We start from the raw sequence: 26,859 nt of genomic DNA on the forward strand, positions 1-26,859 counted from the left end.
GACACGAGGTCTGTCCCATCTCCTCGCGAGCGGACGGGTGTTCGGGATACGGTTACCCGCCCATTCCACGGGATGACGAGGCATGGGCGCCGGGCCATCAGGAGACCGGCGCCGGTGGCCGGTCCTCGCGTGGCGGACGGCGCGGGAAGCGGAGGGGGTGAGCGGGTGCCGCTGAGTGCGGTGGATCCGGATTCGATCGGCGGTTACCAGCTCCTGGAGCGGCTCGGCTCCGGTGGCATGGGAGTGGTCTATCTGGCGCGCTCCGCGTCCGGCGGACGGGTGGCGGTCAAGGTCGTGCACGCGCAGTTCGCGCAGAACGAGGAGTTCAGGACGCGCTTCCGGCAGGAGGTGGCGGCGGTCAGACGGGTCAGTGGCGCCTTCACCGCCTCGGTGGTGGACGCCGATCCCGATGCCGCGCTGCCCTGGATGGCCACGCTGTATGTGCCCGCCGCCACCCTCTCGGACCGGGTGGACAAGCGGGGGCCGCTGACGGCGGCGGAGGTGCTGCGGCTCGCGCGCGGGCTGGTGGAGGCGCTGGGCGACATCCACCACGCGGATGTGGTGCACCGCGATCTGAAACCGGCGAATGTGCTGATGGCGCAGGACGGACCACGGGTCATCGACTTCGGGATCTCCCGGGCGGTCGACCACGAGTCGCTCACCTTCACCGGACACATCATGGGCACACCGCCGTTCATGTCGCCGGAGGCGCTGAGCCGTCCGCGTGAGGTGACGGCGGCCTCGGACATCTTCTCGCTCGGCGCGCTGCTGGTGTACGCGGCGACGGGCCAGGGGCCGTTCGACGCGGAGAGCCCCTATCTGACGATGTATCAGGTGGTGCACGAGCCGCCCGCGCTGGACCGGGTGGCACCGGCGCTGCGCGGAATCGTCGAACGGTGCCTGGAGAAGGACCCGGCGGACCGGCCGGGGCTGGAGGAGCTGGCCCGGATGCTGGACGAGCTGCCCGCGAACGGCCTCCCGGCCGACGTCCAGGGTCCCGCGGCCCGGCCGTCTTCGCGCTGGCTACGGCCGTTGCGCGGCAGGTCCTCGCGCACTCTGGCGGCCGTGGCCACCGCGGTCGCTCTCGCGGCGGGCACGCTGGTGCTGGCGGACACCGTGGACACCGGAAGCCCCGTGGACGACCGGCCACCGGCCGCGTCCACGGGCAGCGTCAGCCGGCCCGCTCCGGTGCGGGAGGCCCCGCTGCCTGCGGGCTGGCGGCCATGGGAGCTGACCGGGTCCGGCAGCGACGGAGAGACCGATGCCGTCACGGACTGCCGCGCGTACGAACTCGCCGTCTACTGCAACGGCGACGGTTTCCACGCGGCGCGGATCGACGCCGCGTCCGGGCATGTCGACTGGCGTGTGCCGTCCACGGAGCCGGGGTCGTCCAGCGGTGTCGATGTGCGCGCCGGGCGCGTTCTGCTGCGGGGCCCCGCCTCTCCGGACGGTTCGCAGCGGGAGGATCTCATGGTCCTGGACGCGAAGACCGGCAGGAATCTCTGGAAGCGACGGGCGGTCTTCACCGGAGCGGTGACGTTCTTCGGCCGCGCGGTGCTCTCCAGTGACGGCATGGAGGAGGGCTCGCTGGTCGGCCGGGACGCCAGGACCGGCGCCGAGCTGTGGTCCACGCCATGGCCCGGTACCGGGCTTGTCTGCGATCCCATGGTCTTCGCCGACGCGCCGTACGCCGCGTGTTCCGGTACGCCGGAGGAAGGGACCACTTTCCTGCGGCTGGACCCGGAGAACGGAACGCCGAAGAAGATCATCCATGTGAAGGGTGTCACCACCGCGATCGGCGTCGACGGCGGCGATCTGCTCATCCTGTCGTCGGAGGCCAAGGACACACCGGAGAACTGGTTCCGGTTCCTGCTGCGCGTCGACATCGGGACGGGCCACCGGCGGACGTTGAAGCTGCCCGAACATCCGGTCAGCGCGGCGACGCTGGCCGGTGGCCACCTCTTCTTCGTCCAGGACACCGGCCGCGTCACCGCGATCGACGTGACCACCGGTCAGCAGGTGTGGAGCGAGGACACCGCCGTGGACCTGCTGGGAACGCCGATCGTCTCCGGGCGGGAAGGCGCGGTCTATCTGTCGAGCTACAGCGGACGCCTGGTCGCCCTGGATCTGCGGACGGGCCGCAAGCGGTGGCAGACGGCGGCGATGGGCGCGAGCGCCTGGGGAACGACGGGCGGAGTGCTGTCGATACGGGCCGGCGGCTCACTCGTCACCAGGGCGAACGGAAGCCTTCGCTCCATCGACCCGCTCCATCCGAACGCCTGACCGGGCTCGCCGCCGTACCGCCGTACCGCCGTACCGCCGTACCGCCGTACCGCCGTACCGCAGTGGCACGGCGCCGGATGAGAACCGCTCGGCCGGACAGGGCCACCGGGTCCGCCGCAGGGTCCCACCGGCCCCTGACACGGACCGTCGCCTGGCGTCACACTGTTCGGAGAGAACTCGCGTCACACTGGTCGGAGAGAAGGTCGACACGAGGGAGGCCCCGGTGTCCGTATCCGCGCTCGACACGGTGGCCGTGGCCGGTCTGGTCCGCGACGCCACCGCCGCGCCGTCGATGCACAACGCGCAGCCCTGGCGCTTCCACTTCGTCCGGAGCAGCCGTACGTTCCGCCTCTACGCGGACCTCGCACGCGCCATGCCGTACGCCGACCCGACCACACGCGGGCTGCACATCGGCTGCGGCGCGGCGCTGCTGAATCTGCGGGTCGCGGCCGTCCACGCGGGACTGCTGCCGGTCACGACTCTGCTGCCCGCCGCCGGGCCGCCGGATCTCGTGGCGACGGTCCGAATCGACGAATCCGCATCCTCCGGGACGCCGGCCGACGAACTCGCACCGCTGTATCCGGCGATCCGCGACCGGCACACCAGCCGTTGTCCCTTCACGAACCGCCGGATCCCGGACGAGGTCCGACGCGCGCTCGGCGAAGCCGCTCGGCGTGAGGACGCGGTCCTCACCTTCCTGGCCGGTGCGCACCTCCAGACCGTGCTCGACCTGGTCCGCGATGCCGAGGGATACGTCCATATGGACGCGGACCGGGAGGCGGAGCTGGAGCGCTGGACCAGGCGCGCCACCGCCGGTTCGCCGCCGGACGGAGTCCCGGACTACGCCTTCGGACCGCTCAAGCGAGGCGGATCGGCGCCCGCACGCGACTTCGCGGGCCGCGTTCCGGTGAAGGGCCGTGGCAGAGCCGATTTCGAGGAGACGCCGCAGATCGCACTGCTGAGCACGGCGGCCGACGAACCGGCCGACTGGCTGCGCGCGGGACAGGCGCTGGAACGGGTCCTGCTGACCGCCACGCGCCACGGGCTGAGCAGTTCGTTCGCCACCCAGCCGCTGGAATGGCCCGAGTTCCGCTGGGTGCTGCGCGACCCGCTCTCGGGCACCGGCGAGGCCCAGATGGTGATGCGGCTGGGCTACGGACCGGCCGGGAGCCCGACACCTCGGCGTCCCGTGCCCGACGTGCTGACGATCGAGGACTGACGGCATCGAGGATGGACGCCGGAGGGCCGTGGTACTGACGGCGGAGGACTGACGGCTGAGGACTGACGACGACGGGCCGCGACCGGCTCAGCCGCGCGGAACGATGGCCACCGGGCACCGCGCGCGGTGGATGACGGCGTGGGTCACCCGTCCCAGTGGAGAGCTGATCGGATGCGTGGGCCCGCGAGCGCCCGTCACCAGGAGATCCGCGTGCTCGGCCGCCTCGACCAGCGCTCCGGCGACGGAGACGGCGCGGACGGTGTCCTCCGTGACCGTGAGATCCGGGAACTCCTTCCGGATGGGCACCACGAGATGCGCGGTCGCCTCGGCCTCCGACCTCGCGACGCCGCTCAGGTCGTCGACCATGGTCGCCATACTTCCCGCGTTCCGCAGGAACATCCAGACGCTCACCACCCGGAGCGGCACATCGCGCAGCGCGGCGGTCCGGGCGGCGAACCGCAGCGCGTCCTGGTCGCGCTCATCGCGCAGCGCCGCGACCACTCTGTGCTCCGAGGTGTCCGTGACGTCACGGACGACGATCACCGGACCGCGTGCGTGGGCGGCGGTACGGAGACCGGCCGAGCCGACGAGCAGCGCCGAGAATCCGCCCAGTCCCCGGGAGCCCAGGACGATCGTGCCGTCCGTTCCGGCCGCTTCCAGCAGACTCTCCGTGGTCTCGTCGTAGCTGACCGTGGCGGAGACCCGGACATCCGGCCGGCGGGCGGACACCTGTGCCGTGGCCTCGTCAAGGACTGTCCGGGCGCGATCGAGGATGGTGTGGGCATCGTCGTAGGCCAGATAGAGGGCCTGCTCGACGCCGAGCGCGTGCACGATGGTCAGCGGCCGGCCGCGTACGGCTGCCTCGTCCGCCGCCCAGAGGACCGCTCTTGTCGCGTGGTCCGAGCCGTCCGTACCGGTCACCACCGGTCCGAGTGCCTGCCCGAGTGCCTGCCTGCCGGGCGCGGTGTCGTCCATCGTCTTCCTCCTGAGCCGGTCGCCGGAAGCGGTCTTCTCTCACGTTGCCGCCAGGGCCCGCGCGGCGCGAGGGCTGCCCGGGGCCACCGTGCGGGCCGAAGGTCCCGGCATGGCCATGGCCGGCCGCCGCCAGGACGTCCGTACGCCGTCTGTGCCGACCGGACGTCTGTATCGACCGGACGTGGTGTCACCGGACGGGACCTTCCGGCTCCGTCCGGGGCCTGTCCGGCCCATGTGCCGACGGTCACACCGCCCGCAGGCTGGTGAGACAGGGCAGCGCGAGCAGCACGGCGTGTTCAGCAGGGAGATGAGCGAGATGAAGGCGTACACATTCCATGGCCCCGGGCACGGCTCCTGGGACGAGGTCCCGGATCCGGGGATCAAGGACGGAGCGGACGCGATCATCCGGGTGGACGCCGTCACGATCTGCGGCACCGATCTGCACATTCTGAAGGGCGACGTCCCGGAGGTCGCTCCGGGCACGGTGCTGGGCCACGAGGCCGTGGGCGAGGTGGCGGAGGTGGGCGGCGATGTGCACACGGTGCGGCCGGGAGACCGGGTGCTGGTGTCCTGCATCTCCGCGTGCGGCCGTTGCCACTACTGCCGGCAGGCCCGGTACGGCCAGTGCCTGGGCGGCGGTGGCTGGGCACTGGGACATCTGATCGACGGTACGCAGGCCGAATATGTACGCGTGCCGTTCGCCGACCTCTCCGTCCATCCGCTGCCTGGCTCCCTCGACAGCAAGGACGCGGTGCTGCTCGCCGACATCTTTCCCACCGCGTACGAAGTGGGAGTACGCAACGGCCGCGTCGGGCCCGGCGACACCGTGGTCGTCGTCGGCGCCGGGCCCGTCGGGCTGGCGGCCGTCGCCACGGCGAAGCTGTTCAGTCCCGGCCGGATCATCGCGGTCGACCTGGCGCCGTCCCGGCTGGACGCGGCGCGCGAGATGGGCGCGGACACCGTGGTCAGCGCCGAGGAGGAGCCCGGACGGCTCGTCGAGGACCTGACCGAGGGATACGGGGCGGAGGTGGCCATCGAGGCCGTGGGTGTGCCGGAGACCTTCGAGCTGTGCACCCGCGTGGTGCGGCCCGGCGGCCATATCGCCAACGTAGGCGTCCACGGCAAACCCGCCACGCTCCATCTGGAAGAGCTGTGGACCAAGGACGTGACGATCACGACGGGGCTGGTGGACACCTCCTCGACGCCGATGCTGCTGAGCATGACGGCCGCCGGCCGGCTGCCCACCGCGCGACTGGTCAGCCACAGCTTCGGCCTCGACCGGATGGAGGAGGCGTACGAGGTGTTCGCCGGCGCCGCCGAGAGCGGGGCTCTCAAGGTCGTCCTTGAACGCTCCGCCGCCTGAGCCGGCCCGTTCACCGTTTCTCCGGGATGCCGGAAATTCCTCGCCCGATACCGTGGAGGCGTGGCATCCGGCCTGATGCGTCCAGGTCCCGACGGAGGAACCGTGAGCGAGGACGGGAGCGAGCGGACCGGCCGCGTCCCGGGATGGCCGGACGCGCTGCCGCAGGAGTTGCAGGCGCGGCTCGACGCCGTCCGGCGCGGCACCAGGGAGTCGATGCAGAGCCTGCTCGAAGCGGTGCTCTCGGTCGGCCGTGAGCTCGATCTTCCGCAGGTGCTCCGGCATCTCGTGGAGGCGGCCGTGGTGCTGGTCGACGCCGAGTACGGAGCGCTGGGCGTCGTGGCGGAGGGCACCAGGCTGTCCCAGTTCCTGACCGTCGGAATCAGCGAGGAACAAGCCGCCGCGATCGGGCCGTTGCCGTCCGGCCACGGAATCCTGGGAGAGCTGATCCGCCGTCCCGAGCCGCTGCGGCTGTCCGACCTGTCCAGGCATCCGGCGTCGTACGGATTCCCGGCGGAGCATCCGCCGATGCGCTCGTTCCTCGGAGTGCCGATCAGGGTCGGCGACGAGGTGTTCGGAAATCTGTATCTCACCGAGAAACGAGGCGGCAAGGACTTCGACGAGGAGGACGAGACCGTCCTGTCCACGCTCGCCATGGCGGCCGGGGCCGCCATCGAGAACGCGCGGCTGTACGAGACGGCGCGCCGGCGGCAGGGCTGGCTGGAGGCCGACGCGGAGATCGTCGCGAGTCTGCTGTCCGGGGCGGACGAGGACCGGGTGCTCCGGCTGATCGTCGATCACGCGCGCCGACTGCTCTCCGCCGACCTGGGTGTGCTGGCGCTGCCCGGCGAGGGCGGCGAGGTCCTGCGTGTCGCTCTCGCCTCCGGAGTGGACGCCGAGATCCATCACGGGCTCGTCCTGCCCGCTCAGGGCTCGTTCGCCGGCGCCGCGCTGCACGCCGGTGAGCCGATCATCAGCGCCGATGTGGAGCGCGATCCGAGGATCACGGCGGGACCTCCACGATGGGGCGGACTGGGACCGGCCGTCGCGGTTCCCATGGTCACCGGCGAGGCGGTACGCGGAGTCCTGCTGCTGGCCCGGGTCCGCGAGCGGGAGGCGTTCACCGAGGCCGAGACCGCTCCGCTGCTGGCGTTCGCCGGACAGGCGGCACTCGCCATGGAACTCGCCGAGCGACGGCGCTCCGCCGAACAGCTCACGCTGCTGAAGGACCGTGACCGGATCGCGCGTGACCTGCACGATCTGGCCATCCAGCGGCTCTTCGCGACGGGCATGACGCTCCAGAGCACCGTGCGGTTCGTCGAGCACCCGGAGGCGCGGGAACGGCTGCTGCGCGCCGTTGACGATCTCGACGAGACGATCAAGATCATCCGGTCGACGATCTTCGGGCTGCGCGCCCGTGACACCGGCCGCACCCGCCAGGGCCTGCGGGTCCGGGCCACCGTCGTGGTCGAGCAGGCCGTACCGGCCCTGGGCTTCACTCCGGCGCTGCGTATGGAGGGCCTCATCGACACGGATGTGCCGTCAGCGGTCGGCGAGCATGTCGTGGCCGTGCTGGGTGAGGCACTGAGCAATATCGCGCGGCACGCGCGCGCCACCGCCGCCGAGGTTTCCCTGCTGGTCCGCGACGGCCGGCTGACCCTGACCGTCGCGGACAACGGCATCGGCATCCCGGCGGACGCCCGCGAGAGCGGACTGGAGAATCTCCGACGGCGAGCGGAGAGCCTCGGCGGCCGGACGACCGTCGGCGCCGCGGATCGGCGAGGTACGCGTCTGGTGTGGACGGTGCCGCTCGGCCACGGCTGACCACCGCGGTCGGTGGGCCGGTCCGGGCCTTCGGGACGGCGGCTCAGTGGTGTCCGCGCTCGCGCTCGCCGGGACGCGGATCGGCCTGGGTGGCGAGGACGGCCGCCTGGATCCGCCGCTCGACACCGAGCTTGGCCAGCAGGCGCGAGATGTGGTTCTTCACCGTCTTCTCGGACAGATAGAGACGCCTGCCGATCTCCCGGTTGGTCAGCCCGTCGCCGATCAGCGCGAGGATCTCCCGCTCACGCGGAGAGAGCCCCGCCAGCGCGTCCGCCTCCGACGGCTCGCCGCTCTCCTCGCCGCGCAGACTGCTCATCAGCCGGGTCGTGGTCGCCGGATCGAGCATGGACTGGCCGGACGCGACCGTCCGTACCGCGGTGACCAGGTCCGATCCCTTGATCTCCTTGAGCACGTATCCCGCGGCGCCGGCCATGATCGCGTCGAGCAGCGCGTCGTCGTCGTCGAACGAGGTGAGCATCAGACACGCCAGGCCGGGCATCCCGGTACGCAGTTCCCGGCAGGCCGTGATCCCGTCGCCGTCCGGGAGCCGTACATCGAGCAACGCGACATCCGGCCGGAGCGCCGGCCCGCGGGCCAGCGCGTGGTCCACCGTGCCCGCGTCGCCGACGACCGCGATGTCGGGTTCCGCGTCGAGCAGGTCCTGGACACCGCGACGGACGACTTCGTGATCGTCGAGCAGAAAGACCCGGATCGGGTTCTCCGGTGAGAAGCGCCGTGTCTCGCTCATGGTGTGCCTCCACGCTGGTGGACCAGCTCCGTCACCTGTTCATCGTGACTCCGGCCGACCGCGTGGAACAGGGCCGAACGGGTCCGGCTGATCCAGGCCCAGTGACCTGACCAGGTCAAGCATCTCGGCGCGGTGCAGCGCGGCCGGGTTGCCCGCGACGGGATGGATATGACCGTCGATCTCCAGAGCCACCAGGCCGTGCATCCGGCCCCAGACGCGCAGCGCGAGCGCTGCCGCGGCGGGCGGCACGTCCGGGAGGTCCGCCCGGATCTTCGCGACGTAGTCCGGATGCAGATCGGACCAGGAGGTGTCCTCGGGCTGGTGGTGCCGGGCGTGCGGCCACGCGGCGGCGACCAGGCGGGTGAGGTCGCGGCACACCCGGCGTGCCGTCTGCTCCACCGGCCCGCCGTCGGGCGGCTGGTAACCGGGGACGGGATGGCCGTAGAAGAGCCGGAAGCTCTCCGGGTGAGCCAGCGCCCACTCCCTCAGGGCCTGGCCCCAGGCCAGCAGTCTCCCGCCGGGATCGGTGTCGGGCACGGCGCCGCTGGCGCTCTCCACCGCCTCCGCGAGCGAGGCGGCGATCCCGCTGATCAGCGCCGTGATCAGGTCGTCACGGGTGGGGAAGTAGCTGTAGATCGCGCGCGGTGTCATCCCCATCTCGCGGGCGATACCGCGCAGCGAGATCGCGCCCGGCCCGCTGTCGGCCAACTGCCGCAGCGCGATGGCCTTGATCTCCTGGCTTGTCTCCCGCCGCAGCCGCTCCCGGCGGCTCAACACCGGCCCGGCGCGCCCGGCTTCGTCCTTGGTCACGTCGGGGAGGTTACAGGAGTGCGTTAGTCTGCGCCGTGGCAAAAGTACACGCCGTGTCCAAAGGAAGCAGGGTTACCGTGTCCGCTTATGTCATCGTCGGAGTCGACGTCCTCGACGAGGAGGCATGCCTGGCCTACGCCGCCGTGGCCCAGCCGTCCGTCCTCAGCCACGGCGGCCGTTATCTGGTGGCGGGCCCCACGCCCGAGCCCGTCGAAGGCACCTGGGACTTCGCGCGGCTGCTGGTCATCGAGTTCCCGGACATGGACCGGATCCAGGAGTGGTATGCCTCTCCCGAGTACCGGCGGGCCCTGGAGATCCGGAAGGACGCGGCCCGGGTGCGGATGCTGTTCGCCGAGGGATCGCCGCCCGAGGGCTTCTCGCTCCCGGCGTAGACCGTGTCCGGCGGAGCCCGCGCGCGGACGGAGGCGGCCGACATGGCCGCGTGGCTGCGGAGAGCTGTCGCTGAACGTCTCCCCGCCGGTGGCGGACTGCGGCAAAATTGAGCCGTGCCAACCGACCCGGACACGATCGAACTGAGCGAACGCGAACTTCGCGAGATCGCGGGGCGGTGTCCCGGCCATGCCGACACCGTGCCCGGCGGACCCGCGCTCCTCCGGGAACGGGGCTGATGCACCCCCGCGCCCTCACGTACCCTCGTGCCCGTGCCCGCTTCACCCCTGCATCGTGTCGCCGTCCTTGTGCTCGAAGGTGCGAAGCCTCTCGATGTCGGGATTCCCGCGCAGGTGTTCACGACCCGCGCGAGCATGCCGTACGAGGTGCGGGTGTGCGGCGCGGCGCCGGGTCTTGTGACCGGCGGCGACGGCCTGTCGTACTCCGTCGCCCATGGCATCGACGCACTCGCGTGGGCCGACATCGTCTTCGTTCCCGGCTACCGGCACCCGGACCGTGACGACCCGCCGCAGGCCGTCGTCGACGCGCTGATCGCCGCCCACAACCGGGGCGCGCGGCTCGCCGCCATCTCGACGGGCGCCTTCGCGCTCGCCGCCACGGGTCTGCTCGACGGCAAGCGCGCCACGACACACTGGCATTACACGCGGGCACTCGCGGCGAAGCGTCCGCTCGTCCAGGTCGACGCGAACGTTCTGTTCGTCGACGAGGGCAGCGTGCTGACGTCGGCCGGCGCCGCCTCGGGCATCGACCTGTGCCTGCACATTCTGCGCGGCGATCTGGGGGTGTCCGCGTCGAACCACGCGGCGCGGCGCCTGGTGGCGGCGCCGTACCGCAGCGGCGGTCAGGCACAGTACGTGCCGCGCAGCGTGCCCGAGTCGCTCGGCGAGCGGTTCGCCGCCACCCGGGAGTGGGCGCTGCACCGGCTCGGCGAGCCCCTCACCCTTGAAGTGCTCGCCCGGCACGCGGCGGTGTCGCCGCGCACGTTCTCGCGGCGCTTCGTCGAGGACACGGGATACACACCAATGCAGTGGGTCATGCGAGCCCGCATCGACGTGGCCCGTGAGCTGCTCGAACGTTCGCAGCGGGGCATCGAGCAGATCGCCGCCGACGTCGGTCTCGGCACCGGCGCGAATCTGCGGCTGCACTTCCAGCGCATCCTCGACACCACGCCGAGCGAGTACCGGCGCACCTTCGCCCAGGGGCAGTAGCACACCACCACCACATGGCGTGATCCTTGTGGAAGCCACGTGGCGTGATCCTTGTGGACCCTGGCGATCACGCCGCTGTCACCGGCGGACGCCGCGCGAGAACCTGGTGGTGAACCTGAAGGGACACCATTCATGACTCGCATCGCCATCAACGGATTCGGCCGCATCGGACGCAATGTGCTGCGCGCGCTGCTCGAACGCGACAGCGACCTGGAGGTCGTCGCCGTCAACGACCTCACGGAGCCCGCCACGCTCGCGCGGCTGCTCGCCTATGACACGACGGCGGGCCGGCTCGGCCGCCCGGTGACTGTCGACGGGGACGCCCTCGTCGTCGACGGCCGTCGCATCACCGTGATCGCCGAGCGCGAACCGGCGCGGCTGCCGTGGGCCGAGCTCGGCGTCGACATCGTGCTTGAGGCGACCGGCCGCTTCACATCGGCGACGGCCGCCCGCGCCCACATCGACGCGGGCGCGAAAAAGGTACTCATCAGCGCGCCGGCGGACGGCGCCGATGTCACGCTCGCGTTCGGGGTCAACACCGACGCGTACGACCCGGCCGCGCACACGATCGTCTCGAACGCCTCGTGCACGACCAACGCGCTCGCGCCGCTGGCCGCCGTGCTCGACGGTCTTGCCGGCATCGAGCACGGCTTCATGACGACGGTGCACGCCTACACGCAGGAGCAGAATCTGCAGGACGGTCCGCACCGCGACGCCCGCCGCGCCCGCGCGGCCGCCGTCAACATCGTGCCCACCACGACAGGCGCCGCCAAGGCGATCGGCCTCGTGCTGCCGAACCTCGACGGCAAGCTGTCCGGCGACTCGATCCGCGTGCCGGTTCCGGTGGGATCGATCGTCGAGCTCAATACGACCGTCGCGCGTGATGTGACGCGCGAGGAGGTGCTGGCGGCGTACCGCGACGCGGCGCAGGGGTCGCTCGCGGGCGTACTCGAATACTCGGACGACCCGCTCGTGTCGTCCGACATCACGGGCAACCCGGCCTCGTCGATCTTCGACTCGGCTCTCACCCGCGTCGACGGCCGCCACGTCAAGGTGGTCGCCTGGTACGACAACGAGTGGGGCTTCTCGAACCGCGTGATCGATACGCTCGAACTCCTCGCCGGCTGACCGGAAACCGGGGCGGCCCGCCTGCGGGAACTCGGAGTGCACACGCCGCGCCCAGCCGGGGCGGCAGACGACCGGACGTGCTGTGGGAACACCCTGCCAGTCCCGCAGCGCGCCGGTCCGCTTGGGCACCACGACGATCAGGACGGGCGTCCAGGTGAACGTCCGCCGTGCACACGGGAAAGTCCCCGACCGGGCTGCGAGCCGAGGAAACCGCTGATCAGCGTACGTTTCCTCAGCACTCGATGATGTTCACCGCGAGCCCGCCGCGCGCGGTCTCCTTGTACTTGACCGACATGTCCGCGCCCGTCTCCTTCATGGTCTTGATGACCTTGTCCAGGGAGACCTTGTGGCTGCCGTCACCGCGCAGCGCCATCTTCGCCGCCGTGACCGCCTTCACCGCCGCCATGCCGTTGCGCTCGATGCACGGGATCTGCACCAGGCCGCCGACCGGGTCGCACGTCAGGCCGAGGTTGTGCTCCATGCCGATCTCGGCGGCGTTCTCCACCTGTTCCGTGCTGCCGCCGAGCACCTCGGCGAGTGCGCCCGCCGCCATCGAGCAGGCCGAGCCGACCTCGCCCTGGCAGCCGACCTCGGCGCCGGAGATGGAGGCGTTCTCCTTGAAGAGCATGCCGATCGCGCCCGCCGCGAGCAGGAAGCGGACCACGCCCTCCGCCTTCTCCTCGTCGGTGGCGCCGCCCGCCACGAAGTTCACGTAGTAGTGCAGCACGGCCGGGATGATGCCGGCGGCGCCGTTGGTGGGAGCCGTCACGACGCGGCCGCCCGCGGCGTTCTCCTCGTTCACGGCCATCGCGTAGAGCGTGATCCACTCCATGGCGTGGCCCTGCGGGTCGCCTTCCGCGCGAAGCTGGCGCGCGGAGTGGGCCGCGCGGCGGCGGACCTTGAGGCCGCCGGGCAGGATGCCCTCGCGGGCCATTCCGCGCGAGACACATGCCTGCATCACCCGCCAGATCTCCAGCAGGCCGGCCCGGATCTCGTCCTCCGTGCGCCATGCCTTCTCGTTCTCCAGCATCAGCGCGGAGATCGACAGGCCCGTCTCCCGTGACAGACGCAGCAGCTCGTCACCGGTGCGGAAGGGATGGGTGAGCACCGTGTCGTCGAGCTTGATCCGGTCCTCGCCCACCGCGTCCTCGTCCACGACGAAACCGCCGCCGACCGAGTAGTACGTCTTCTCCAGGAGCAGACCGCCGTCGGCGTCGTACGCGGAGAGCGTCATGCCGTTGGCGTGGTACGGCAGGGCCTTGCGGCGGTGCAGGACCAGATCCTCGCCGGCGTCGAAGGCGATCTCGTGCGTCCCGAGCAGATTGAGCCGGCCGCTGGTGCGGATACGTTCCGCCTGATCGTCGGCGCTCTCCACGTCGACCGTGCGCGGAGAGTTGCCCTCCAGGCCGAGGAGGACGGCCTTCGGGGTGCCGTGGCCATGGCCGGTGGCGCCGAGCGAGCCGTACAGCTCGGCCCGTACCGACGCGGTGTGGACGAGCACGCCCTCGTTCTTGAGGCGGCGGGCGAACATCCGGGCCGCGCGCATCGGGCCGACGGTGTGCGAGCTGGACGGGCCGATGCCGATCGAGAACAGGTCGAAGACCGAGATGGCCACGGGGGTACTCCTCTGACGGGTAGACGCCGTTGTCTGCCGGGGTGGCGCAGAAACCGCACGTACACAGATACGTGTCCGCGGGGTACGCGGACACGGGACACACGGATACACGGATGGACGCATACGCGAACAACGCGAGATACATGGTGCGGGGCACCGCGCGTACACGGTCGGGTGTGCGCGCGGTGCCCCGTGGGTCGTGCCGTTTCCCTCGAAAGGGCCGTTCTTCTCGAAAAGGCCGTTTCCCTGGAAAGGCCCCGCGAGGGTCAATCGGTCCGGAATCGCTAGAGACCAGGGTAGAGCGGGTGCTTCTCGGCCAGTACGGAGACCCGGCCGGCCAGTGCGGCGCGGTCGAACGACGGCTTGAGCGCCGCCGCGATGATCTCCGCGACCTCGCTGAAGTCCTCCGCGCCGAAGCCGCGGGTGGCGAGCGCCGGCGTGCCGATCCGCAGGCCCGAGGTGACCATCGGAGGCCGCGGGTCGTTCGGGACGGCGTTGCGGTTGACCGTGATGCCGATCTCGTGGAGGCGGTCCTCGGCCTGCTGTCCGTCCAGCTCGGAGTGGCGCAGGTCGACCAGGACCAGGTGGACGTCCGTACCACCGGAGAGGACGGAGACGCCCGCCTCGGTGACATCCGGCCGCACCAGGCGCTCGGCGAGGATACGGGCGCCTTCCAGGGTGCGCTGCTGGCGCTCCTTGAACTCGTCCGTGGCCGCGATCTTGAAGGCGACCGCCTTGCCCGCGATGACATGCTCCAGCGGGCCGCCCTGCTGTCCCGGGAAGACCGCGGAGTTGATCTTCTTCGCCAGTTCCCGCGTGGAGAGGATCACTCCGCCGCGCGGACCGCCGAGGGTCTTGTGCGTGGTCGTGGTCACGACATGCGCGTGCGGCACCGGGTTGGGGTGCAGGCCCGCGGCGACCAGACCGGCGAAGTGCGCCATGTCGACCATGAGGTACGCGCCGACCTCGTCCGCGATCCGGCGGAAGGCCGCGAAGTCGAGTTGGCGGGGATACGCCGACCAGCCGGCCACGATCAGCTTGGGCCGGGACTCCTTGGCGAGCCGCTCGACCTCGGCCATGTCGACCTGACCGGTCTCCTCGTCGACGTGGTAGGCGACGACGTTGTAGAGCTTGCCGGAGAAGTTGATCTTCATGCCGTGGGTCAGGTGCCCGCCGTGCGCGAGGTTCAGACCCATGATGGTGTCGCCGGGAGAGAGCAGCGCGAACATCGCGGCGGCGTTCGCCTGCGCGCCGGAGTGCGGCTGTACGTTCGCGTGCTCGGCCCCGAAGAGCGCCTTGACACGGTCGATGGCGATCTGCTCGATGACATCGACGTGCTCGCAGCCGCCGTAGTAGCGGCGGCCCGGATAGCCCTCCGCGTACTTGTTGGTCAGTACGGAGCCCTGGGCCTCCATGACCGCGACCGGAGCGAAGTTCTCCGAGGCGATCATTTCGAGGGTGGACTGCTGACGGTGGAGTTCGGCGTCGACAGCGGCGGCGACGTCCGGGTCGAGCTCGTGGAGCGAGGTGTTCAGAAGCGACTTCGAAGACATCACAGTCCCTGGGGTCTCAGTTGCCGTGGGCACGTCGTGTGCCGGTGGGCACGTCAGTTGCCGGAGAACTCTGTGTACTCGTCGGCGGAGAGCAGGTCCTTCGGCTCCTCCGTGACGCGCACCTTGAACAGCCAGCCGCCCTCGAACGGAGCGGAGTTCACCAGCGAGGGCTCGTCCACGACGTCCTGGTTCGTCTCGACGACCTCACCGGTCACCGGGGCGTACAGATCGCTGACCGACTTGGTCGACTCCAGCTCACCGCAGGTCTCGCCCGCGGTCACCGTGTCACCCACCTCCGGGAGCTGGACATACACGACATCGCCGAGGGCGTTGGCCGCGTGCTCCGTGATACCGACCGTCGACACGCCGTCCTCGGCGGCCGTCAGCCACTCGTGCTCCTTGCTGTAACGAAGCTGCTGGGGGTTGCTCATGAGGTGAATTCTCCTGTACGCGGGGGAGTGCTGAGGAACGGATGTCTTACGGACCGAGACGGCCCCGGGCACGGCCGGGACGGCCGGGTCACTTCTGACGCTTGTAGAAGGGCAGTGCGACGACCTCGTACGGTTCGTGCGAGCCGCGGATGTCCACTCCGACACCGGCCGTGCCGGGCTCCGCGTGCGACGCGTCGACATACGCCATGGCGATCGGCCTGCCCAGGGTCGGTGAAGGGGCGCCGGAGGTGATCTCGCCGACGGTCACTCCGCCGACGACGACCTGATAGCCGGCGCGCGGCACTCGCCGGCCCTCGGCGACCAGGCCGACCAGCTTGCGCGGCGGAGCGGACGCGGCGCGCTCGGCGGCGGCCTCCAGCGCCGGACGTCCGACGAAGTCGCCGTCGTTCGACGTCTTCTCGAACTTGACGACCCGGCCGAGGCCGGCGTCGAACGGGGTCAGGCCGGTGGTCAGCTCGTTGCCGTACAGCGGCATGCCCGCCTCAAGACGGAGGGTGTCGCGGCAGGACAGCCCGCAGGGCACCAGACCGACTCCTTCGCCGGCCTCGGTCAGCGCCTGCCACAGCCGCTCCGCGTACCGGGGCTCGACGAACAGCTCGAAACCGTCCTCGCCGGTGTAGCCCGTACGGGCGATGAGCGCGGGCACACCGGCCACGGTGCCGGGCAGGCCCGCGTAGTACTTGAGCCCGTCCAGATCGGCGTCGGTCAGCGACTTCAGGATGCCGGGCGACTCCGGGCCCTGGACCGCCAGCAGCGCGTACGCGTCACGGTCGTCGCGCACCTCGGCGTCGAAACCGGCCGCGCGGCCGGTCAGCGCGTCCAGCACGGTCTGGGCGTTGGAGGCGTTGGCGACGACCATGTACTCGTCCTCGCCGAGGCGGTAGACGATCAGGTCGTCCAGGATCCCGCCGTCCTCCCGGCAGATCATCGTGTAGCGGGCGCGGCCCACGGCGACGGCGCCGATATTGCCGACCAGCGCGTAGTCGAGCAGCCGGGCCGCCTCCGGCCCGGTGACGGTGATCTCGCCCATGTGGGAGAGATCGAAGAGACCGGCCCTGGTGCGGACGGCGTTGTGTTCGTCGCGTTCGCTGCCGTACCGCAGCGGCATGTCCCAGCCCGCGAAGTCGGTCATGGTCGCGCCCAGCGCGCGGTGCACGGCGTCGAGCGCCGTACGGCGCGGGCTGCTGGAGGTGCTGCTCGGCGGGACATGGCTCATCGGTGTGGCTCCCAGGGCATGACGGGCGAGGACGATCCTCCCCATCTGTCATCGGAACCTGAGAGGTTCACCACGACCGTACGTACAGACGGTCATGACTTGCACCTTGGGTGGGGCCGCAGAGCTGCGGCCCGCTTTTCAGATATGCCTCATCCACGCGGTTCGGGGCCTGAGAGATTCAAGGGAGGAACTTGCTCCTTCGGCGCCCGGCGCACACGGTGACCGGGACTCTCCCGCGCGGATTCAAACGGCCGGTATGCAGTTGGCGGGCACATCATCGCACGCGTCGGGGCCGAGGGCGCGATGGAGCCCGCGGCTCAGGCGTCGCGGACCGGGCGGCCCGGCCCAGGCGTCGCGAACCGGGCCGGACTTCCGAGGCGCGCTCCAGCGGCGCGCCCGGTCCCTGACTCGCCGGGCTCCGTGAAAAGCTTGTACGGCATTACCATTTCTTTACACTTCATGGGCAAGGGTCATGTGCCAGGGTGACTGAGCTGACAGGGGGACGGCGATGAGGTCGCACGGGGTTGGCACGTACGCGGCGACGGCGGGGGCGCCCGCCCGGCGGGAGGCCCGGGAGGCGGTGACGCGGCCCGTGCCGGTGGTCCGGGATCTGCGGGCGCGCGACGGCCGGGTGCCGGCGGGCCTCGCTTTCGCCGCGGGAGACATAGTGGTCGTCTCCGGGCTGCCGGGCAGCGGCAAGTCGACTCTGATCCGGCGGGCCGCCGCGGGCGGCGGAATCGATTCCCAGGACACCAGGGACCGCTGGGAGCGACGGCTTCCCGGCCGCCTGCCGTACGCCGTCTACCGCCCGCTCGTCCGCCTCGCGCACTACGCCGGGCTGCGCCGCGCGCTGCGCTCCGGCGAGAGCGTCGTCGTCCATGACTGCGGTACGCAGGCCTGGGTGCGGCGCTGGCTGGCGCGGGAGGCCCGCAGGCGCGGCCGGCGGCTCCATCTCGTCCTGCTGGACGTCACACCGGAGGTCGCGCGCGCGGGCCAGCGGGAACGCGGCCGCGGTGTCTCCGGTTACGCGTTCGCCCGCCACCGCCGCGCGGTGGGCGGTCTGATCGCCGCGGCCGAGACCGGCCGTCTGCCGCGCGGTTGCGCCTCCGCCGTTCTGCTCGACAGGGCCGCGGCGGGAGCGCTCGGCGGCATCACCTTCCCGGCGCCGCGCGGAGAGTGAGCGGCGGCCCGGCGCCGGGACCACGGCTCTCCGCCCGCCTGGCCGCCGCGGGTCGCGTCCCGCGGCGTTAAGGTCGGCGGCAGCAACGTGGGCGGAGGGAAGACCGTGAATACAGCATGGCCGGGCAATGAGCTCGAAGAGGTGCTCACCGCCTCGCTCGGGAGCGACGCGGCGGGCGGACGGCTGGTCGAGGTGCTCGGCAGAAGCCAGATCTGGGTGCCGCTGCCCAACGGCGGCGGCCCCGACAGCGCCAATCTGGATCTGCCGACGATGGAGATCGAGGGCGTCCCTTACGTCCCGGTGTTCAGCTCCGAACAGCAGTACCTCCAGTGCGTCGGCGGCCATATGCCGTTCACCGTCGCACCGGCCCGCGACTTCGCCCGAGGGCTGCCGCCGGGGCTCGGTATCGCGGTCAACCCGGGCGGCGCGGTCGGCGCGCCGCTGCCGCCGCTCGCCGTGGCCGAGCTGTGCCGGACGGGCCGCAGCCCGCTCGACGGCCCCGCGTCCGGCGGACGCGTCCGGCTCTTCGAGCCGGACTGGCAGGAGGACCCGGTCGACTTCCTCACCGCCGCCGCCGCCGAGTTCGAGTCGGCCGGTGTGGTGCTCTCCGCCCGCCGCGCGCTCGCCAGCGTGGAGGGTGAGGCCCCGGTGCTGTTCATAGGTGTCCAGCTCTCCTCCTGGGAGCCGGCCGACCGCAACGCGCCGATGGACGCGCTCGGCCGTGCGCTGGGCCGGGTCCAGGTGGGCTGGCCGGTCAATCTCGTCCTGCTGGACGTGGCCCAGGACCCGGTCGGCGACTGGCTGCTGGCGAAAGTGCGTCCCTTCTATCAGCGCGGGTACGTCTGAGCCTGTCCGGAACGGGCAGGTGCCGTCCGTCCGCTCCCTGGACATGGCGCCGGACATAGCGCCGGACATATCAGTCGTCAAGTCGGTGTCAGGACCGCCGCCTAAGCTGGTTTGATGGTCGGCGCGGTCGGTGTGGCCGTGGCCGGGTTCGTGGCGGTCGCCGCCGGCCGCGGTTTCCCCGGGGCCGCCGCACCGCCCGGCCGGACCCGGCACGACGGACGGCTGACGCCGCCGGGGCTTCGGGGGAGTTGGCCGAATGGTGGATCGAAGAGGGGCGGGACCCAGAGTGAGCGCGTCAGGCACCGCTGCGACCGGGCAGGTCGAGCACATGCTGAGCCAGGTGACGCCGGGGCGCTACGACGCGTACGAGGCGCTCCTGCACGCTCTCGCCGAGGACAGCGTCTGGATGCTGCTCTGGCACGGCCGGGCCGGTTCGCCCGAGGCCCAGTACGGCAACATGGAGATCGACGGACTGGGCTACGCGCCCTGCGTCACCTCCGCGCAGGAGCTCGCCGTCAGCGGCTGGAACCGCGCGCACGAGGTGGTCACAGGCCGTGACATCGCCCGCGCCCTCTATCCCGACCGCTGGGGAATCTGGCTCAATCCGCACGCTCCCGGCGGTGGCGTCGGCATTCCGTGGCTCGATCTGCGCCGGATCGCCACCGGCCTCGACCGGATGCCGGCCGGCCCGCTGCGGCTCTCGGAACCGGCCATCGAACTCCCGCAGTTCTACGCCCAGCTCACGCAGAACGCGCACCGCACGCCCGTGGTGCGCTCGCTGCGCCGTGCCTGGGTGCAGCCGGCGCTCGGCGCCCCGTATCTCGCGATCGGCCTCGACCTGTACGACACGAGTCCGGCCGCCGTGGACTCCGTACGCGCGATGATGCGGCAGTCGGTCGCCGCCGTCCCGGACGGACTGCCCGTCTCGACGGTCGCGATGTCCGACGAGTACGACCCCGTGACCATGTGGCTGCGCGTCAACTCCCGTCCGTTCTACGACCGTGAGGCGCACGCGGCCCCGGAGTCGCCCACCGGCTACGGCTACCCGCCGCCCGCCCAGCGCCCGTACTGAACGCCGGACGTACGCACGCGGAAGACGCGCCGCACGGCCGTCGGCGCGGGAGAGACGCCTCGGCCGGCCGGCGGACACGGCCGGCGCCGCCGGTGGTTTCCGGCGCTCCCTCGCCGCGCCGCCGGAAACATTCACTCATGTCCCTCCTGTCCGGCATGCGGCCCTGCGGTTCATGACCGCTGTTACCGGCAGACACCCCATGCTCCGTCATGGGTGTAAACCGCGCACTCCGGGCGGATCGCGCCGCCGAACACCTCCGTACGTCCCCAATTCCCTGGTTTATGAGGGCCTTTGGGGGATATACCCGACCTGTTGGAATAGTGGCCGAGTTGGTCCGCTGAGGAGATCATGGCGTCCGGATAACGGAAATCCTATAAACGCATCACGGTTGAGCAACCATTCCCCTGCGGGGCTGGCGGGTGATCGCAAACTCCCTGAAGACTCCACGGAGCAAGTGGTTTAAGTCGTGTGCGATGCGCTGACAGAAGCGGTTCCCGCCACCGGTAAGCCACGAGTATCAACGATCTGAACGTGCCGCTACTGCGGCGGTCATGAGCCGACCACCGTCGGCCAAGAGAGGTCTCCAGCACAAATGACGGCACCTATCGAGACCACCGGGCCGGCGGCGAACGCGCAGCCCGAGGCCGTGCTGAAGGGCGTCGAGTCCAAGCAGATCGAGGGCCGTTCGCTCGGACGAATCGCCTGGACCCGCTTCAAGCGGGACAAGGTGGCGGTCGCCGGTGGTGTCATCGTCGTGCTGCTCATCCTGATCGCGGCTCTGTCCCGCCCGATCCAGTCGCTGCTCGGCCTCGACCCGAACGCCTTCAACCAGGACCTCATCGACCCCAACACCACCCTGCCCAAGGGTGGGTTCGGCGGCATGAGCTGGGATCACCCGCTCGGCGTGGAGCCCAAGTTCGGCCGTGACATCTTCGCGCGGATCATCGAGGGCTCCTGGGTCTCGCTGGTGGTCGCCTTCGGTGCCACCGTGCTCTCCAACGCCATCGGCGCCGTCCTCGGTGTGGTCGCGGGATACTACGGAGGCCGGGTCGACACGGTCATCAGCCGGATGATGGACACCTTCCTGGCCTTCCCGCTGCTGCTCTTCGCGATCGCCATCTCGGCCACGCTCCAGGGCGGCGCCTTCGGCCTTGAGGGCCTGCCGCTCCACATCTCCGTACTGATCTTCGTGATCGGCTTCTTCAACTGGCCGTACATGGGCCGGATCGTCCGCGGTCAGACGCTGGCGCTGCGGGAGCGGGAGTTCGTGGACGCGTCGCGCGGCATGGGTGCCCGCGGTCCGTACATCCTCTTCAAGGAACTGCTCCCGAACCTCGTCGGGCCGATCATCGTCTACTCGACGCTGCTCATCCCGACCAACATCATCTTCGAGGCGTCGCTCAGCTTCCTCGGCGTCGGGATCCAGCCGCCGCAGGCTTCCTGGGGCGGCATGCTCAACCAGGCAGTCGACTTTTACCAGGTCGACCCCCAGTACATGGTCGTACCCGGCCTCGCCATCTTCGTCACCGTGCTGGCGTTCAACCTGCTCGGTGACGGCCTGAGGGATGCGCTCGACCCGCGCAGCCACTGACGTCTGCCCGGACCGAGCCTTTGTCCGATTTTCAATTACGAAGGGGTAACCGACCATCATGCGAAGGTCAGCCGTGACCGCACTCGTGGTCATCAGCAGCGCGAGCCTCATGCTCGCAGGCTGCAGTAAGGCCGAGGACAAGGGCGGTGACGGTAACGGCGGAGCCAAATCCGCCGGAGCCAACGCCGCCACCAAGGAGGTGACCAACGTCTCCGACAAGAAGGGAGGCACGGTCACCTACGCGATGGCCGACGTGCCGGACTCCTTCGACCCCGGCAACACGTACTACGCGTACATGTACAACTTCAGCCGGCTGTACGCCCGCCCGCTGATGACCTTCAACCCGGCTCCCGGTGCGAAGGGCAACGAGCTCGTCCCGGACCTCGCCGAGTCCAAGGGCACGCCCAGCGACGGTGGCAAGACCTGGACGTACAAGCTCCGCGCGGGCGTCAAGTACGACGACGGCACCGCCGTCACCTCGAAGGACGTCAAGTACGCCGTCGAGCGCTCCAACTTCGCCCGTGACGTGCTGTCCCTCGGTCCGAACTACTTCCAGCAGCTCCTGGAGGACAAGGACAAGTACAAGGGCCCGTACAAGGACAAGAGCGACAAGGGCCTGGCGTCCATCGAGACGCCGGACGACCAGACCGTCGTCTTCCACCTGAACAAGTCCTTCGCGGACTTCGACTACCTGGTCAGCGCCCCGCAGACCGCTCCGGTACCGAAGGCCAAGGACACGGGCTCGGACTACGTCAAGGCCATCGCGTCCACCGGTTCCTACAAGTTCCAGAGCTACGAGGACGGCAAGCAGGTCGTCCTCGTCAAGAACACGAACTGGGACGCGAAGACGGACCCGCTGCGCAAGCAGTACGCGGACAAGATCGTCGTCAACCTGAAGGTCGCACAGGAGACCATCGACAAGGACCTCCTTGCCGGTAACACCCAGGTCGACCTCACGGGTGTCGGCGTCGGGACCCAGACCCAGGCGCAGATCCTGAGCGACCCGAAGCTGAAGGCCAACACGGACAACACGACCGGTGGCCGTCTCGTCTACATGGCGATCAACTCCAAGGTCAAGCCGTTCGACAACGTCGAGTGCCGCAAGGCCGTGCAGTACGCCGTCGACAAGGTCTCCGTGCAGACCGCGATGGGTGGCCCGATCCGCGGTGACATCGCCACCACCGTGATGCCGCCCGACGTCATCGGCTACCAGAAGTTCGACACGTACCAGACTCCGGGCAACAAGGGTGACGTCGCCAAGGCGAAGGAGCACCTGAAGGCCTGCGGTACGGAGAAGATCTCGACCTTCATCACCGCGCGCAGCGACCGTCAGAGCGAGGTCGACGCCGCCACCGCGATCGTCGCCGCGCTGAGCAAGGTCGGCATCGACGCCAAGATCAAGCAGTACCCCGCCGGCAAGTACTTCACCGACTACGCGGGTGTGCCGAAGTTCACCGTGGACCAGAAGATCGGTCTGATGATGATGCAGTGGGGTGCCGACTGGCCGACCGGCTACGGCTTCCTGCAGCAGATCGTGCACGGCAAGGCCATCGGCCAGTCCGGTAACACGAACCTCTCGCAGCTGAACGACCCGGCCATCAACACGCTGCTGGACTCGGCGATCTCCAACACGGACGAAGCGGCCCGCAACGCGGCCTACAACGAGATCGACAAGAAGGTCATGGACCAGGCGGTCATCGTCCCGCTGACCTACTTCAAGGTCCTGCTGTACCGCTCGCCCGCTGCCACCAACGTCACCTCGACCGCTGCCTTCAGTGGTCAGTACGACTACCTCAACATCGGCACCACGAAGTAGTAGCCCCGGAAGGCAGGTGAAGGCATTGGTGCCCGCGGGCCTTTTGGCCCGCGGGCATCAGCGCCGGTCCCCGTGATCTCGTACATCATCCGCCGGTCGATCGCGGCAGTGATCCTGCTGCTGGTCGTCAGCGCGGTCACCTTCGGCATCTTCTTCTTGCTGCCGAGAATGGCCGGGCAGAGCGTCGATCAACTGGCACAGCAGTACATCGGCAAGAACCCCACGCCCGAGGACATCGTGGCGATCAAGCGGAACCTCGGCCTGGACCAGCCCCTGTACGCGCAGTACTGGGACTTCATCAAGGGGATTGTGGTAGGCGCCAATTACGATCTCGGCCCCACCACCGCGCACTGCAACGCACCGTGCTTCGGCTACTCCTTCAAGACTCACGTCGAGGTCTGGCCCCAGATAACGGACCGGCTGCCTGTCACCATCTCGCTCGCGGCCGGCGCGGCGGTCATCTGGCTGCTCTCCGGTGTCACCATCGGCGTCATCTCCGCGCTCAAGCCCGGGTCGTTCTTCGACCGCGCGGCCATGGGCGTGGCTCTCGGCGGCGTCTCGCTGCCCATGTTCTTCACCGGGCAGGTCGCCCTGCTGCTCTTCACCTACCAGTGGCCGATCTTCGGCCGCGAGTATGTGCCTTTCACCGAGAATCCGTCGCAGTGGGCCAACACCCTGATCCCCGCGTGGTGTTCTCTCGCTCTGCTGTACTCCGCGATCTACGCCCGGCTCACCCGGGCCGGAATGCTGGAGACGATGAGCGAGGACTTCATCCGCACGGCCCGGGCGAAGGGTCTGCGCGAACGGAACGTCGTCACGCGGCACGGCCTGCGGGCCGCGCTCACACCGATCGTGACCGTCTTCGGTATGGACCTCGGTCTGCTGCTCGGCGGAGCGCTCATCACCGAGACCGTGTTCTCGCTGCACGGCGTCGGTGAGTACGCGGTCCAGGCGATCACCGACAACGACCTTCCCAAGATCCTCGGCGTCACCCTGCTGGCCGCCTTCTTCGTCGTGATCTGCAATCTCCTGGTGGACCTGCTGTACGCCGCCGTCGACCCGCGGGTGAGGCTCTCGTGACCGAACTGTCCAAGACCGGCGCCGCCGTGGCGGAACCCGTCGTCGACTCACCCGCACCCACCGCCTTCCTCGAAGTGCGGGACCTCAAGGTCCATTTCCCGACCGACGACGGCGTGGTCAAGTCCGTCGACGGACTGTCCTTCCAGCTTGAGAAGGGCAAGACCCTCGGCATCGTGGGCGAGTCCGGCTCCGGCAAGTCCGTCACCTCGCTCGCCGTCATGGGTCTGCACCGCCAGGGCGCGCGCAGCAAGAACGTGCGGATGTCCGGCGAGATCTGGCTGGACGGCAAGGAACTCGTCTCCGCGGACCCGGACTACGTCCGCCGGCTCCGGGGCCGCGAGATGGCGATGATCTTCCAGGACCCGCTGTCCGCGATGCACCCGTACTACACGGTCGGCAGCCAGATCGTGGAGGCGTACCGCGTCCACAACCAGGTCAGCAAGAAGGTCGCGCGCGCCCGCGCCGTCGAGATGCTCGACCGGGTAGGCATCCCCGAGCCGCACAAGCGCGTGGACGGCTATCCGCACGAGTTCTCCGGTGGTATGCGCCAGCGCGCCATGATCGCGATGTCGCTGGTCAACAACCCCGAGCTGCTGATCGCAGACGAGCCGACCACGGCGCTGGACGTCACCGTCCAGGCGCAGATCCTCGACCTCATCCGCGATCTCCAGAAGGAGTTCGGCTCGGCGGTCGTCATCATCACGCACGACCTGGGTGTGGTGGCGGAGATCGCCGACGACATCCTGGTGATGTACGGCGGCCGCTGCGTCGAGCGCGGTCCGGTCGACAAGATCTTCTACGAGCCGCAGCATCCCTACACCTGGGGCCTGCTCGGCTCGATGCCGCGTATCGACCGTGAGCAGACCGACCGTCTCATCCCGGTCAAGGGCCAGCCGCCGAGCCTCATCAACGTCCCCTCGGGCTGCGCCTTCAACCCGCGCTGCCCGTACGCGGACGTACCCAAGGGCGGGATCACCCGCATCGAGCGCCCCGAACTCCGCGAGGTCGGCAGTCGGCACTTCTCCGCCTGCCACATGTCGCAGGAGGAGCGCGGGCGGATCTGGACCGAAGAGATTGCGCCGAACCTGTGAGCGAGACGAAGAAGAACTCCGGGACCGTCATTCCCGAGCAGGGCGCGGCCTCGGCTGAGCCGCTGCTCAAGGTGGAGGGACTGGTCAAGCACTTCCCGATCAAGAAGGGAGTGCTGCAGCGCCAGGTCGGCGCCGTCAAGGCCGTCGACGGCCTCGACTTCGAGGTGCTGCCCGGGGAGACCCTGGGTGTCGTGGGCGAGTCGGGTTGCGGCAAGTCGACGATGGGCCGTCTCATCACCCGGCTGCTCGAACCGAGCGGCGGCAAGGTCGAGTTCGACGGCAAGGACATCACGCATCTCGGCACCGGCGGTATGCGCCCGATGCGCCGTGACATCCAGATGATCTTCCAGGACCCGTACGGCTCGCTGAACCCGCGCCACACGGTCGGCTCGATCGTCTCCGCTCCCTTCAAGCTCCAGGGCGTCACGCCCGAGGGCGGTGTGAAGAAGGAGGTCCAGCACCTCCTGGAGCTGGTCGGGCTCAGCCCCGAGCACTACAACCGCTATCCGCACGAGTTCTCCGGCGGCCAGCGCCAGCGCATCGGTATCGCGCGGGCACTGGCGCTCAAGCCGAAGCTGGTCGTCGCGGACGAGCCGGTCTCGGCGCTGGACGTGTCGATCCAGGCGCAGGTGGTCAACCTGCTGGACGACCTCCAGCAAGAGCTGGGTCTGACGTATGTGATCATCGCCCACGACCTGTCGGTGATCCGCCATGTCTCGGACCGGATCGCGGTGATGTACCTCGGCAAGATCGTCGAGCTGGCGGACCGCAAGTCGCTGTACGAGTCGCCGATGCATCCGTATACCAAGGCGCTGCTCTCCGCGGTGCCGGTGCCGGACCCGCGCAGCAAGACGAAGAGCGACCGGATTCTGCTGCAGGGCGATGTGCCGTCGCCGATCTCGCCGCCGAGCGGCTGCCGCTTCCACACCCGCTGCTGGAAGGCGACGGAGGTCTGCAAGACGACCGAGCCGCCGCTGATCTCGCTCGCGCCGGGCCACCAGGCCGCCTGCCACCACCCGGAGAACGCTCCGGACCAGCGTCCGCAGGACACGGTGTCGGTGGCGTCGCGCGAGACGATCGAGCTGGCGGCGGCCGAGGCCGACGCACCGGCCGGCACCGACGCCGCGGCGAAGACGGCTGCCCCGGCTCCGGCCGAGACGCCCGCCAAGGACGGCGCTCCGGTTGAGGACGGCGCTCCGGCCGAGGCCGCGGCGGACGCGGTCCCGGCCGAGTCCACGTCCGAGGACGCGGTCGCCGACGCCGCCGAGTCCGAGGGCACGGAGGCTCCGGACAAGAAGTAGCCGGACGAGAAGTAGCCGGACGAGAAGTAGCCGGACGAGCGGTGGGCCCGGAGTGATCCATGGATCACTCCGGGCCCACT

General features: G+C 69.9%; 23 protein-coding genes and 1 riboswitch. Of the genes, 16 read left to right on the forward strand and 7 right to left on the reverse strand.

Annotated features, from left to right (window positions below; all coding sequences use genetic code 11):
• Positions 1 to 114: 114 nt before the first annotated feature.
• Entirely contained in the window at positions 115 to 2,283 is a 2,169-nt protein-coding gene (locus PV679_RS14545) for a protein kinase domain-containing protein (protein ID WP_319680622.1), read from the forward strand.
• A 223-nt stretch (positions 2,284 to 2,506) separates the two neighbouring features.
• On the forward strand, positions 2,507 to 3,502 hold the full coding sequence (locus PV679_RS14550; protein WP_319680623.1) for an Acg family FMN-binding oxidoreductase: 996 nt from the start codon (positions 2,507 to 2,509) through the stop codon (positions 3,500 to 3,502).
• Positions 3,503 to 3,589: 87 nt separating this feature from the next.
• Here the strand turns inward: PV679_RS14550 and PV679_RS14555 are convergent, their stop codons facing one another.
• Positions 3,590 to 4,477, reverse strand: a complete 888-nt coding sequence (locus PV679_RS14555; RefSeq protein ID WP_319680624.1) for a universal stress protein — start codon at positions 4,475 to 4,477, stop codon at positions 3,590 to 3,592.
• Between the two features lie 316 nt (positions 4,478 to 4,793).
• Here PV679_RS14555 and PV679_RS14560 point away from each other — a divergent pair, with 316 nt between their 5' ends.
• Together PV679_RS14560 and PV679_RS14565 are read left to right on the forward strand one after the other, a co-directional pair.
• Positions 4,794 to 5,840, forward strand: a complete 1,047-nt coding sequence (locus PV679_RS14560) for an alcohol dehydrogenase catalytic domain-containing protein (RefSeq protein WP_319680683.1) — start codon at positions 4,794 to 4,796, stop codon at positions 5,838 to 5,840.
• A gap of 102 nt (positions 5,841 to 5,942) precedes the next feature.
• Positions 5,943 to 7,661: a GAF domain-containing protein gene (locus PV679_RS14565; RefSeq protein ID WP_319680625.1), complete on the forward strand. Its 1,719-nt coding sequence runs from the start codon at positions 5,943 to 5,945 to the stop codon at positions 7,659 to 7,661.
• Between the two features lie 43 nt (positions 7,662 to 7,704).
• On the opposite strand, the gene PV679_RS14570 is transcribed toward PV679_RS14565, so the two are convergent.
• Positions 7,705 to 8,409 carry a response regulator transcription factor gene (locus tag PV679_RS14570; RefSeq protein WP_319680626.1) on the reverse strand — a complete coding sequence of 235 codons (705 nt, stop codon included), beginning with the start codon at positions 8,407 to 8,409 and terminating at the stop codon, positions 7,705 to 7,707.
• Between the two features lie 39 nt (positions 8,410 to 8,448).
• Positions 8,449 to 9,219, reverse strand: a complete 771-nt coding sequence (locus PV679_RS14575; RefSeq protein ID WP_319680627.1) for a TetR/AcrR family transcriptional regulator — start codon at positions 9,217 to 9,219, stop codon at positions 8,449 to 8,451.
• 77 nt (positions 9,220 to 9,296) lie between these two features.
• On the opposite strand from PV679_RS14575, the gene PV679_RS14580 reads away from it, so the two are divergent.
• The 4 genes from PV679_RS14580 to gap all read left to right on the forward strand — a co-directional run bounded on the left by PV679_RS14580 (position 9,297) and on the right by gap (position 11,966).
• Positions 9,297 to 9,611, forward strand: a complete 315-nt coding sequence (locus PV679_RS14580) for a DUF1330 domain-containing protein (RefSeq protein WP_319680628.1) — start codon at positions 9,297 to 9,299, stop codon at positions 9,609 to 9,611.
• A 114-nt stretch (positions 9,612 to 9,725) separates the two neighbouring features.
• Positions 9,726 to 9,848 (forward strand): hypothetical protein, encoded by a 123-nt coding sequence (locus PV679_RS14585; protein ID WP_319680629.1) that lies wholly within the window; start codon positions 9,726 to 9,728, stop codon positions 9,846 to 9,848.
• A gap of 33 nt (positions 9,849 to 9,881) precedes the next feature.
• Positions 9,882 to 10,838 carry a GlxA family transcriptional regulator gene (locus PV679_RS14590; RefSeq protein WP_319680630.1) on the forward strand — a complete coding sequence of 319 codons (957 nt, stop codon included), beginning with the start codon at positions 9,882 to 9,884 and terminating at the stop codon, positions 10,836 to 10,838.
• A gap of 132 nt (positions 10,839 to 10,970) precedes the next feature.
• Positions 10,971 to 11,966: a type I glyceraldehyde-3-phosphate dehydrogenase gene (gene gap, locus PV679_RS14595; RefSeq protein ID WP_319680631.1), complete on the forward strand. Its 996-nt coding sequence runs from the start codon at positions 10,971 to 10,973 to the stop codon at positions 11,964 to 11,966.
• Positions 11,967 to 12,198: 232 nt separating this feature from the next.
• Here gap and PV679_RS14600 read toward each other — a convergent pair whose 3' ends face one another.
• The 4 genes from PV679_RS14600 to gcvT all read right to left on the reverse strand — a co-directional run bounded on the left by PV679_RS14600 (position 12,199) and on the right by gcvT (position 16,802).
• Positions 12,199 to 13,581, reverse strand: coding sequence for an L-serine ammonia-lyase (locus PV679_RS14600; protein WP_319680632.1), 1,383 nt, complete (start codon positions 13,579 to 13,581; stop codon positions 12,199 to 12,201).
• A gap of 284 nt (positions 13,582 to 13,865) precedes the next feature.
• Positions 13,866 to 15,134, reverse strand: a complete 1,269-nt coding sequence (gene glyA / locus PV679_RS14605; protein WP_319680633.1) for a serine hydroxymethyltransferase — start codon at positions 15,132 to 15,134, stop codon at positions 13,866 to 13,868.
• Positions 15,135 to 15,187: 53 nt separating this feature from the next.
• Positions 15,188 to 15,565 (reverse strand): glycine cleavage system protein GcvH, encoded by a 378-nt coding sequence (gene gcvH, locus PV679_RS14610; protein WP_319680634.1) that lies wholly within the window; start codon positions 15,563 to 15,565, stop codon positions 15,188 to 15,190.
• A gap of 88 nt (positions 15,566 to 15,653) precedes the next feature.
• Complete coding sequence (gene gcvT / locus PV679_RS14615) at positions 15,654 to 16,802, reverse strand: glycine cleavage system aminomethyltransferase GcvT (protein WP_319680684.1); 1,149 nt, start codon at positions 16,800 to 16,802, stop codon at positions 15,654 to 15,656.
• A 148-nt stretch (positions 16,803 to 16,950) separates the two neighbouring features.
• A riboswitch (glycine riboswitch) is annotated at positions 16,951 to 17,048 on the reverse strand.
• A gap of 262 nt (positions 17,049 to 17,310) precedes the next feature.
• Here gcvT and PV679_RS14620 point away from each other — a divergent pair.
• The 8 genes from PV679_RS14620 to PV679_RS14655 all read left to right on the forward strand — a co-directional run bounded on the left by PV679_RS14620 (position 17,311) and on the right by PV679_RS14655 (position 26,779).
• Positions 17,311 to 17,982: an AAA family ATPase gene (locus tag PV679_RS14620; RefSeq protein ID WP_319680635.1), complete on the forward strand. Its 672-nt coding sequence runs from the start codon at positions 17,311 to 17,313 to the stop codon at positions 17,980 to 17,982.
• Between the two features lie 105 nt (positions 17,983 to 18,087).
• Positions 18,088 to 18,828: an enhanced serine sensitivity protein SseB gene (locus tag PV679_RS14625; protein ID WP_319680636.1), complete on the forward strand. Its 741-nt coding sequence runs from the start codon at positions 18,088 to 18,090 to the stop codon at positions 18,826 to 18,828.
• A 286-nt stretch (positions 18,829 to 19,114) separates the two neighbouring features.
• Positions 19,115 to 19,900, forward strand: a complete 786-nt coding sequence (locus PV679_RS14630) for an enhanced serine sensitivity protein SseB C-terminal domain-containing protein (RefSeq protein ID WP_319680637.1) — start codon at positions 19,115 to 19,117, stop codon at positions 19,898 to 19,900.
• 592 nt (positions 19,901 to 20,492) lie between these two features.
• Positions 20,493 to 21,491 (forward strand): ABC transporter permease, encoded by a 999-nt coding sequence (locus PV679_RS14635; protein ID WP_319680638.1) that lies wholly within the window; start codon positions 20,493 to 20,495, stop codon positions 21,489 to 21,491.
• Between the two features lie 58 nt (positions 21,492 to 21,549).
• Positions 21,550 to 23,307 carry an ABC transporter substrate-binding protein gene (locus tag PV679_RS14640; protein ID WP_319680639.1) on the forward strand — a complete coding sequence of 586 codons (1,758 nt, stop codon included), beginning with the start codon at positions 21,550 to 21,552 and terminating at the stop codon, positions 23,305 to 23,307.
• A 72-nt stretch (positions 23,308 to 23,379) separates the two neighbouring features.
• A complete protein-coding gene (locus PV679_RS14645) occupies positions 23,380 to 24,387 on the forward strand; it encodes an ABC transporter permease (protein ID WP_319680640.1) in 1,008 nt (335 codons plus the stop codon).
• Positions 24,384 to 25,478 (forward strand): ABC transporter ATP-binding protein, encoded by a 1,095-nt coding sequence (locus tag PV679_RS14650; RefSeq protein WP_319680641.1) that lies wholly within the window; start codon positions 24,384 to 24,386, stop codon positions 25,476 to 25,478. The genes PV679_RS14645 and PV679_RS14650 overlap by 4 nt, the downstream gene beginning before the upstream one ends.
• Positions 25,475 to 26,779 carry a dipeptide ABC transporter ATP-binding protein gene (locus PV679_RS14655; protein ID WP_319680642.1) on the forward strand — a complete coding sequence of 435 codons (1,305 nt, stop codon included), beginning with the start codon at positions 25,475 to 25,477 and terminating at the stop codon, positions 26,777 to 26,779. The genes PV679_RS14650 and PV679_RS14655 overlap by 4 nt, the downstream gene beginning before the upstream one ends.
• Positions 26,780 to 26,859 lie beyond the last annotated feature (80 nt).

This window comes from Streptomyces sp. AK02-01A, assembly GCF_033795305.1.
GTDB lineage: Bacteria > Actinomycetota > Actinomycetes > Streptomycetales > Streptomycetaceae > Streptomyces.

Coding starts and splice junctions, on each gene's coding strand:
- PV679_RS14555 (WP_319680624.1), bottom strand. CDS start 4,477: ATGGACGACACCGCGCCCGGCAGGCAGGCACTCGGGCAGGCACTCGGA.
- PV679_RS14560 (WP_319680683.1), top strand. CDS start 4,794: ATGAAGGCGTACACATTCCATGGCCCCGGGCACGGCTCCTGGGACGAG.
- PV679_RS14570 (WP_319680626.1), bottom strand. CDS start 8,409: ATGAGCGAGACACGGCGCTTCTCACCGGAGAACCCGATCCGGGTCTTT.
- gap (WP_319680631.1), top strand. CDS start 10,971: ATGACTCGCATCGCCATCAACGGATTCGGCCGCATCGGACGCAATGTG.
- glyA (WP_319680633.1), bottom strand. CDS start 15,134: ATGTCTTCGAAGTCGCTTCTGAACACCTCGCTCCACGAGCTCGACCCG.
- gcvH (WP_319680634.1), bottom strand. CDS start 15,565: ATGAGCAACCCCCAGCAGCTTCGTTACAGCAAGGAGCACGAGTGGCTG.
- gcvT (WP_319680684.1), bottom strand. CDS start 16,802: ATGAGCCATGTCCCGCCGAGCAGCACCTCCAGCAGCCCGCGCCGTACG.
- PV679_RS14620 (WP_319680635.1), top strand. CDS start 17,311: ATGAGGTCGCACGGGGTTGGCACGTACGCGGCGACGGCGGGGGCGCCC.
- PV679_RS14635 (WP_319680638.1), top strand. CDS start 20,493: ATGACGGCACCTATCGAGACCACCGGGCCGGCGGCGAACGCGCAGCCC.
- PV679_RS14640 (WP_319680639.1), top strand. CDS start 21,550: ATGCGAAGGTCAGCCGTGACCGCACTCGTGGTCATCAGCAGCGCGAGC.